Origin of the sequence: Endozoicomonas sp. ONNA2, assembly GCF_024606365.1 — a bacterium.
In the GTDB taxonomy this organism is placed as follows: Bacteria; Pseudomonadota; Gammaproteobacteria; order Pseudomonadales; family Endozoicomonadaceae; genus Endozoicomonas.
The window spans coordinates 1-9,243 of record NZ_JAHHPO010000589.1; the positions used below are offsets into that span (position 1 = coordinate 1).

The following is a 9,243-nucleotide window of genomic DNA, read 5'->3' on the forward strand; positions in this document are numbered from 1 at the left end:
CTGATGATTGCGGTGGAACATCTGAATATGTGGAAGTTATTTTCAGACAATTCCTGAACTGGAGCCAATTGTCTTTGGCCAGTTTCCTCCCCGGCTGGTCAAAAATGCTGATACCCGCAAGTACATCTGCTCCCTGAGCCTGCCCGGGGCTGAACATATTCTTTTCCAACCTGTTCAATATGGTGACGGGGCCCATGCCTGTGAATCCTGTTTCAAACGTTACGTGATAACCAACCCGCCTGCTGCCAGTGCCACTCACGAGGTTTCAACGCCTGTCTACTTCCGGGACAAATGCCAGGAAAGAGAGATTGCTGTCCTTGAGGTTGACTGCCTGGCAAAAGACCGGGGCTGTCCGTGGTCTGGTATTATGTCCCACTTTCAGAAAGTACATCTTCGCCGCTGCCATCACTTTTTGCCGGGTCTGTCGGAGTTGAAGGTGCGTGTTTTTCATGATTTGGCCAGGCAAACGTCGGAGCAGATGGCAGCGGTGGTTCAGCAAAAAGAACAAGCCCTTGAGCAGCTGCCAGCCCTGGAAGCCTCCAACAGGCAACAGGGCAGCAAAATAGCAATGCTGGAGGCAAAGGTATTCTCTCTCACTGAGCGGTTGACTGATCTCCCGGCTACGGTCGACAGCAGCCAGAGTTTTGCTGCCCTGGCCGGGCTCCGGGAAGCGCTGGTTGCCCGCCGTGACCTTACGGTTCATAGTCTTGAATTTTCCGAGATTACCAGCGCCATCCTGAGTTCCAGTCGCCCGAGTCTGACAAGTGAGGTTTTCACTGTCGAAGACTACCAAATGCGCTTGATCCTGAGACCAGTGGAAAATGATGATAGTATTCACCCAAACCCTGTGTCCGGCCTTTATGTACAGATTGTGCCAGGGGAGAAAGACCTTCTTTTGCCCTGGCCCCGCAACATTGCCCTGAAGATCACTGTTATTGGCAAACGCCAATCCCCTGCAGGGGATGAATCAGAGAATCTGGTGCGCATCATTGATTTGGCAAGGGCGCCCGCACACTGTCAAATCCGGCCAGGGCAGGGTTCTGTGCCGGTAGGCATCAACTATCTTGCGACATCCTGGCATCTGTTCGGCAGTAACCCGGATAACAGCCCGCGCTATGTCTTTGATGACAAACTGACCATGAACGTCGAACGCTTCTACGGCAGTGCTGAGGCCACTGACCCGGTGCTTCACCAGATACCCTATTCAGCCCTGCCATTTTGCTGGCCCATTGCCCACTTCGGCGAGAAGGTGGCTGCTATCCGTTCGGGCAGAGCTGACAGGGTATCGTTGAGCAGCCCTTGTTTCTTCACTGCTGATGGGAGATATGTAATGGCACTGGAATTTTATCCGGCACAGAGTAGCCACAGCAGTCACCTGGACAGAAACCGCCTGTTTGTGAAATTTCTTGAAGGCTCCTGTGATGGCGGGGCCTGGCCACCTTCGGGTGAATTACAGCTTTCTGTCCTGCGCCCCCGGGACACTCCCCGGGAGGACAAAAAGTATCAGATTTCCCTGTCGGGCCTGGAAGGCAATCCAGCGCAAGGAAACGCCAATCACTTGCTCGCCACTTTCAGCGACGCAATACTGAACCTGTTTATTGACCAGGACATGCTGGCATTTACCGTTTCCTATGTGCCGCCAGAGGAATCTCCAGCCGGGAGCCTGACCGGGCATAGCGACCATCTGCGACCCCGTAACGAGGCGGAAGAAAACTGAGGATAATGGCAGGAGGCAGGTCACCGTGACACTCCCCTGAATAACATTACGCTATCTTGAAATTTTTAACGATCAACCAATTCAGCAAGCAACAAAGGTAATGACAAAAACCATACTCTGGTTATTCATCAGTGCCCTGATGGTCTCGACGCAAGCGATTTCTCAAACTTCCCAAGTTCTTTATCACTGCATCCGGTGTTCACTTTGTTCCACCGGATACCAGCAAATCCAGACCTTTCACCTTATACTCGAACCAAAGTGAAATTTACCTGTCATGGAAGGCAATGCAGCAGTAAGGTAGAACTGCCCGAGGATAATAAAGGCTGGACCGCCAGCTTTGTCGAAGTGCATTTCAGTAATGCGCCATTTACCGATTTAATCTTCACCACCCGGGTATTTGTCAATCCAGACCGATATCCATTATGAGGGAACAAAAGGTTATCCTGACTGTCTAAACAACTATTTAAGTATTAGCAAATGGATAACCTTTAATGATTACAAATACAACCGGACCTCGCCTGAAACCAGATATTTCCGTGGACAACCCGATTTCATCAAAGCCCGAAGCATTAACAGCCTCAAAAAGGAAAGTTAATACCTTTGCTGATGCCGAAACAACCAAAGTGCCCAAATCAAGGACAGCAGAAATCCCTGAAGACCAGATTATTGATAGACCAGTCATCCGCGTTAATCATTTTTCCCACTCAGCAATCAATAACCCCGATTGGGCTTACCATCATCCTTTCAGGCAAATATATAAATACTTGATGGAAAATGACGTTCCAAACCTTAAGGCCCAATTAAATCTGCTTAAAGAAGATCAGGTCAAAAGTCTGTGGAGAGTAAAAATTTGTGATGCCCGGTATGCTTCACTACCCGAAGCAGCCGTCGAATCCAAGGTAGGCTGTGTTTTTTTCCAGTTATTATTTGACCGGCTGACTACAGAAGAATTACAGGGTGCGCTGTCAGAATCTGTGGATGGTGAATGGACGTTATTGCATTTTGCCGTCGTGGTTATGGAAGAGTCGTTATTCAATCAATTGAAGCAGAAATCAGGTATGGAAACACTTATCTGGATGCTCACCCGTCCAGTCAGTGGTCATATTCCTCCCCTTGCACATGCCTGTCTTTATAATGAAAGTTCATATGTGTTTGATACCGCTATCGATTATAACAGGGAATTGATAGTAAAATTCCTGAAGGGAGCCCCCGACATCGATGAATCCTTGTTGCAGTTCATGCTTGGTGATATGGCAAGCCCATTGATTCAAAATGGTCAAAAACTTAAAATCTTCCAAAATCTTTTAGATTCCCTGGATGATCAAGAGTTTTTTGAAGCTGTCAGGTTTACCGGAAAAAAGCGTGAGTCACCATTGTTGTTGGCCTGTAAGCAAGGCCTGCACAAAGGTTTACTTAAAAAATTGGTGAAAAGTCTGGATGAATGTCAGCTGGATGAATATGAAATTGTTGAGTTGTTTACAACAAAAGAGGAAAAGAATAAATCCCTATTGCAAAAATGTTTTGAAATTAATAGCACATTTGAAGTTGACATTATCCTCAATTCAATCAGGTCCCCATTATTTAGGTTTAGAATACTGTCGGTTTCCACATCGAAGGGGCATTCCATATTTCAACAATTGGTTCATAAGTGTACAGATCACACAATTGAAAAAATAAAAGACCTACTGTCTGGTATGAATGATAACCAGCTGGATCAACTGATTACCGTTGACCCGAATATTTGGGAGCAAACGGTGGAGAGTACCGATCATACACTCAGGCAGCGAGAACAAACACCAATTGTAGATGCTATCAACAGGAACAACATGCGCCTGGCTAAATATCTCTGGACGAAAATTACTGACCCGGATGCACGAATCAATCTGCTCTTTTACCGTTCAAAACACCAAACAAGCCTGTTCCAAAACATGCTAGAGACTGATCGGCAATCGCTCGAATACGAACTGAATTCTTCCAGACAGTCCAGGCGGGATTTACTGTTTGCCCAATTGTTTGAGCATTCATTAGCAACCGAAAGTCCGAATGATGCCTGCCATTACCTGAAACAAATAAGCAACTCACCATTCAAAACGAAACTGCTTGACGATAAGCACAAATATTTTTTAGCCAGCCTCTGCAACCATGGAGCGATGATTACTGAAGATCATTTCAGCGACACAACCCCATTTCAATGTACAGACTCCGTTGTACATGTACTTGAAAAGAGTCTCTTTGACAAAAAGCGCCTGGAGGAAAACCTTCTTCAGCTAATGACGACACAGCAGCAAGCAGGTGATAAAGATGCGTTTGTCAAATGGGCATTAAGTCCGTTGCATGGCAAGCAAAGTCCATTGCTTACGGTACTGAATCGATTTGCCCAAGTTTATAGTAGGAGAAATGAACCTCAATTCATTATATCAAATTTCCGTTTGACTTTGGGATGCAACCTGATCGAACAAGAAGTCAGATTGACCAGGCAGCTGTTTCAGGCAATGATGAGCATGATGAGTGGGGAGCAGATAAAAGAATTCTTATCTGGCTTGATCATCAATGGTGAGACTTTAAAGCTTTTTGCTGATAAACATATCCTTGCAACAATCTTGGATACCCTGGGGGATTCGGGCCAGGCCGTGCTTGAAACAATAAAGCCGACGACCGGTGAGAATTTATTACATCTTATTTTTCATCACGACGTGATTAATGAAATGGTTATACAACCTTGTGATTTCATTAAGACCGTGGTCTGGCTGGATGAAACCTATGGATTAACCTCGCTTTTAACAAGTCGTTTGAACAGTGATGGCTCAACCCCCTTACATGTACTCTTGACTTCAGACAACATCATAGGTTTCAGGTTTGCCAAGTCACCAATTGTACAAAAACAGATTCTAGAGCACCTTTGTAAAAGCAAAAATCGCACTCTGCTGGTTGAGTTACTAAAAATTGAAGACTTTAACGGCTGCACACCTTTGCACAAATTATTTTCTTATCAAAAAATCAACAATAAAATCGTCGATCTGTTAATGGATGAACTGGGTCATGAAACCTTTTCTGAATTAATGGCGATCAAAGACAAACAAGGCGAAAGAGTCTTGGACTATTTTTCAAAAAAACATAGTTCTTTATATGAAAAATACAACCGTAAGGTTCAGGATTGCCGTTCGTAACAAAAGGTCACCCTGACAGTCAAATCGAATCATTATGTAATAGCAAATGGTAAACTACCAATGAATACAAACCCAACCACAGCTCAACCCGCTCCAGCAGCAACAGTTGATGCCAGGATTTCATCACAGTCCGGACCAGTCACATGGTCAAAGGGAAAAAAGATGAAACTGACCATTGCTGATAGTGAGCCAACTAAACTGAAAAAAGACATCTTGACCGAAATGTTAGAAAAAGCGGTGATTGAAAGGAAACTTTCTCGCTGCAGTCCCCCACTCCGTTCAAAAATCTGTAAACTCGCTACCTGGTGTTCTCAATTCGAACCAACCTATACATACTTGATGGAACATGACACTGTTAGCCTTGAGGAAGAACTCAATATTTTTACGGAAGATCAGATTAAAAGCCTGTTGACAGCTAAACCCCCTCATGAATTGCTAAAGGCAAATAATAAATCCGGGCATCGCGCGGTTTCACTTGCGGAAGCAGCCGGTGAATCCAGGGCAGGCATAATTTTTTTCCGGGTTTTATTTGACAATCTAACTGACAAAGAGTTACGAGATGCCCTATTAGAATATAATGACGATGATGTGACGTTATTGCACAACGCCTGCTGTGTTATGGAAGAGTCATTATTTAAACAATTGGAGGGTAAATTAGGGAGAAAAACACTTCTTGACATGGTCGTTCATCCAGTCAATGGCCTTGTTCCTCCTCTTGCATTTGCCTGTCTTTTTAATGAATGCACTTATCTGTTTGATACTGCTATCAAGGAAAACAGGGAATTGATAATAAAACTCGTGAAAGGGGGCCCGGACATTGATGAAACCTTGTTGCAGTTCATGTTTGGTGATATTGCAGAGTACTGTTTAGCTTATTATATATATCGTCTAGATTCAGAAACACGACAACAACGTGTTAGTCGGCTGTTAGATCACCTGGATAAAGATGAACGCTTCGATGCTGTCAGATTTACCGGAAAAAAGAATGAGTCTCCCCTGTTGTCCACCTGTAAAATAAACGGTATAGCGAGATTTGAGGATTTATTTAAAAAATTGACGGAAACATTGGTCGACAATCAACTTGTTGAGCTTTACACAGCGGAAGCGGAAAAGAACAATTCACTTTTGCATTCACTTTTGCAAAAGTGTATTGAATCAAATGAATTTTACCAAATTCACTATATCGTCAATTCAATCCAATGCCCATCATTGAGATGCAAAGTGATGTCGGTTTGTATTTCTCAGGGACATTCCCTCTTTCAATACCTGGTTGTTTGTAACCAAAACTCAACTCATAAGATAGATCAACTAATGCGTGGTATGAAAGGTAGCCAGGTGGACCAACTGATTGCCGGTAATCCAAATATTTGGGATGACGCAGCTACCGATCATACCCTCAGGCAGCAAGCGCAAACACCCATTGCAGATGCCATGAACAGTGGACAATGGCAATTGGCTAAATATCTATGGAGACAAATTACTGACGAGGATTTACGAATTAAACTGCTCGTTTACCGTTCGAATCACCAAACAAACCTGTTCCAGAATTTGCTGGAGACCGAGCGGCAATGGATCGACAACATTCTGGCAAATTACCATAGCAAGGCCGGTCGGGATATAGTTGTTGCTCATTGTTTTCAGCATGCTTTAGAAACCGGGAGCAAGGATGCCAGCCATTACCTGAGACAAATAAGCGATTCAACATTTAACAAGAAACTGCTCCACGATTATCACAAACATTTCTTAGCCAGCCTCTACAGCAATGGAGAGATGATTACTGACGATTATTTCAGCAACGAAACACCATCTCAATGTACAGACTCTATTATATATGTACTTGAAAAGTATCTCTCTGGAAAAGAGCACCCGAAGGAAAACCTTCCTCGGCTAATGGTGGCACAGCAGACAGCAGGTGACAAAGATGCTTTTGTCAAATGGGCTTTGAATCCGTTGCCCGGCAAGGAAAGTCCACTGCTTACGGTACTGAATCGATTTGCCCAAGTTTACAGCATGAGAAATAAACATGTGTCCATTCTGTTAGAGAACCGTTTGACTATAGAAATCGTGCAAAAGGATGCCAGATTAATTAAGCTGCTGTTTCAGGGAATGATGGGCATGATGAGTGACGAGCTGATAAAAGGACGCTTTTTATCCGAACTGGTCACAAGTGATAATTTACACCTTTTTGGTTATAAAGATATCCTTGCAACAATCCTGGGCATCCTTGGAGGTTCAGGCCGGGCCTTGCTTGAAAAAATAAACCCGACAACTGGTGAGAATTTATTACATCTTATTTTCCATGACCAAGTGATTAATAAAACGGATATAAACCCTTGCGATATCATTGAGACCGTTGTGTGGCTGGATGAAACCTATGGATTAACTTCGCTTTTGCAAAGCCGTTTGAAAAGCGACGGCTCAACCCCCTTACACGCGCTCCTGACTTCAAAACCAAAAAAGCTGAGCAGAGCTTTAAAACGGGATGCTACACCAAAAGTACAAAAGCAGTTTCTGGAACACCTATTTAAAAACGCAGATCCCACTGTGCTGGTTGAGTTACTTAAAATTAGAGACCACGAAGGCTGCACACCTCTGCACAAATTATCTTCTTATCGAAATTTGGAAGATAACGTCGTCGAACTGTTAGTTGAAAAACTGGGTCATGAAACCTTTACTGAATTAATGGCTATCGAAGACAAACAAGGCAAAACTGCCATGAAAGTGTTTTCAGAAAAACATAGTTTTTTATATGAGAAATACTTTAAATTGGTTCAGAATTGCCAGTCATTATCTACGGATATGCCGCCCTTGACGGTTGAAGTATCAGAAGAGCCCGGGCTTTCAAAGGCCTTTTTCGAAATTACAATGACTTTGGAGGACCACCCTTAAAGGGCAACAGAGGCCATTGCCTATCGTGCCGAAGGAAAATTCTTGCCATACGTAAGCTTTAATGCACCCTATGGTTTTAACCACAAAGGACACAAAGAGCACAAAGGAAAAGAAAAGCTCTTCTCAGTGCGCTTTGTGGTTCAAATTCAAATCTCTCAACCTGTATCAATGCCCGTGTCTACGGGGCTTGGCAGTGCCATTGGTCTTTAAAGACCCGAAGCGGAAAGTAGTTATTTAATGCCTTTCCTCAGAACGACAACAGATGGTAGGAGGCTGTCAAACAATAGCGCCCTCCAGACAACCCTGCAGGGCAATAAATAAACCCGGTAATGTCTATACAAAATCAGGATGGAGATGAGATGGGCCAATGCAGTCAATTCCCACTGCAGCGTCCAGCTTCACGATCATCTTTTCTGGTTTCGTAGCGATTGCTCATGCAGCGATACTGGGCGGCCAAAACCGATTCTGATACATTCCCTGACTGATAGCACCCCATAAAGCTAAACACGGTAATCATTATCTGGGCACTGGTTCGGACTCTTCTTAACATAATGACATCCTTTCATTACATTGAATTATACCACAATGTTATTCGTACTTTTCTTTTAAACCAATAACAACAGCGCCAGCCCCAATAACAAAACCACAAATCAATTAACAAAATTTCAACCATTTATCATTAAAAAACCCTCAAAAAAAAGAACACCCGGAATGAACTATGGCACGGCACAATTGTCAGACCCTGTAACCAGAGTGTTATGCAAAAACACAGCCCCTGCCCTTACTATGTCCATCACTAAGGGATCAAACCGGGAGAAGGAGTATGGAATTAACCATTAATCTCGAAAGCTATCAAAACTACACGCTCATTATTCTGGATGGTGAGGTTAATGCCAGTACCATCCATATATTGGAGAATGCTGTCGAAAATGCCACCGGAATCGACACCAGCCATATTGTGCTTGATTGCACCCTACTCAAAAGCATCAGTAGTGATGGATTGAATTTACTGCTTCATTGTCAGGTACAACTGGCAGGACATTTCTATCTCTCGCTGTATAACGTACCCGATGATGTTGCCTCATTAATGGAGCTTAGCGGCATTACCTATTTTATCCAGATGAACACGCAAGAGCAGAATCACGAGAAACAGTCAGCATCTGCCTGATGGGTCTGCCTGTTTCGCCAGGAGGCTGTCCGAGCATAGCGCCAGGTGAGGATGTTAGAAAATTGAGGATAAAAAGTCGGAAATTTTTTGTGAATAGCGGTTCTATTTACTAAAAATTTCCGAATTTTTAGACCAATTTGCTACCACCGGACAACAGGCAGGAGCCGCACAGGGCAGCCTGAGAGAGCAATGGCACTGACTTAAGCTTAAAAGCCCTGTAAACAGTGACATTGATATAGGTTGATAGATTTGAACCACAAAGGCACAGAGACACAAAGAAAAGATTTCTTTTTTCTTCCTTT

6 protein-coding genes are annotated in these 9,243 nt (G+C 43.8%); 4 read left to right on the forward strand and 2 right to left on the reverse strand.

The features are described from left to right. Positions 1–196, reverse strand: a 196-nt coding sequence (locus KDK14_RS10325; protein WP_257265019.1) for a hypothetical protein, incomplete at its 3' end; no start/stop codon positions are given. Positions 197–223: 27 nt separating this feature from the next. Between KDK14_RS10325 and KDK14_RS10330 the strand changes: the two genes are divergently transcribed. The 3 genes from KDK14_RS10330 to KDK14_RS10340 all read left to right on the forward strand — a co-directional run bounded on the left by KDK14_RS10330 (position 224) and on the right by KDK14_RS10340 (position 7,773). Beyond that, a complete protein-coding gene (locus KDK14_RS10330) occupies positions 224–1,717 on the forward strand; it encodes a hypothetical protein (RefSeq protein WP_257265020.1) in 1,494 nt (497 codons plus the stop codon). A 491-nt stretch (positions 1,718–2,208) separates the two neighbouring features. After that, positions 2,209–4,884: a hypothetical protein gene (locus KDK14_RS10335; RefSeq protein WP_257265021.1), complete on the forward strand. Its 2,676-nt coding sequence runs from the start codon at positions 2,209–2,211 to the stop codon at positions 4,882–4,884. Positions 4,885–4,944: 60 nt separating this feature from the next. Continuing rightward, positions 4,945–7,773 (forward strand): hypothetical protein, encoded by a 2,829-nt coding sequence (locus KDK14_RS10340; protein ID WP_257265022.1) that lies wholly within the window; start codon positions 4,945–4,947, stop codon positions 7,771–7,773. 373 nt (positions 7,774–8,146) lie between these two features. Here KDK14_RS10340 and KDK14_RS10345 read toward each other — a convergent pair whose 3' ends face one another. After that, the gene (locus KDK14_RS10345) at positions 8,147–8,323 is read right to left on the reverse strand and encodes a hypothetical protein (RefSeq protein WP_257265023.1); all 177 of its coding nucleotides are present in this window, start codon (positions 8,321–8,323) and stop codon (positions 8,147–8,149) included. A 273-nt stretch (positions 8,324–8,596) separates the two neighbouring features. Here KDK14_RS10345 and KDK14_RS10350 point away from each other — a divergent pair, with 273 nt between their 5' ends. Beyond that, positions 8,597–8,941, forward strand: coding sequence for an STAS domain-containing protein (locus KDK14_RS10350; protein ID WP_257265024.1), 345 nt, complete (start codon positions 8,597–8,599; stop codon positions 8,939–8,941). Positions 8,942–9,243 lie beyond the last annotated feature (302 nt).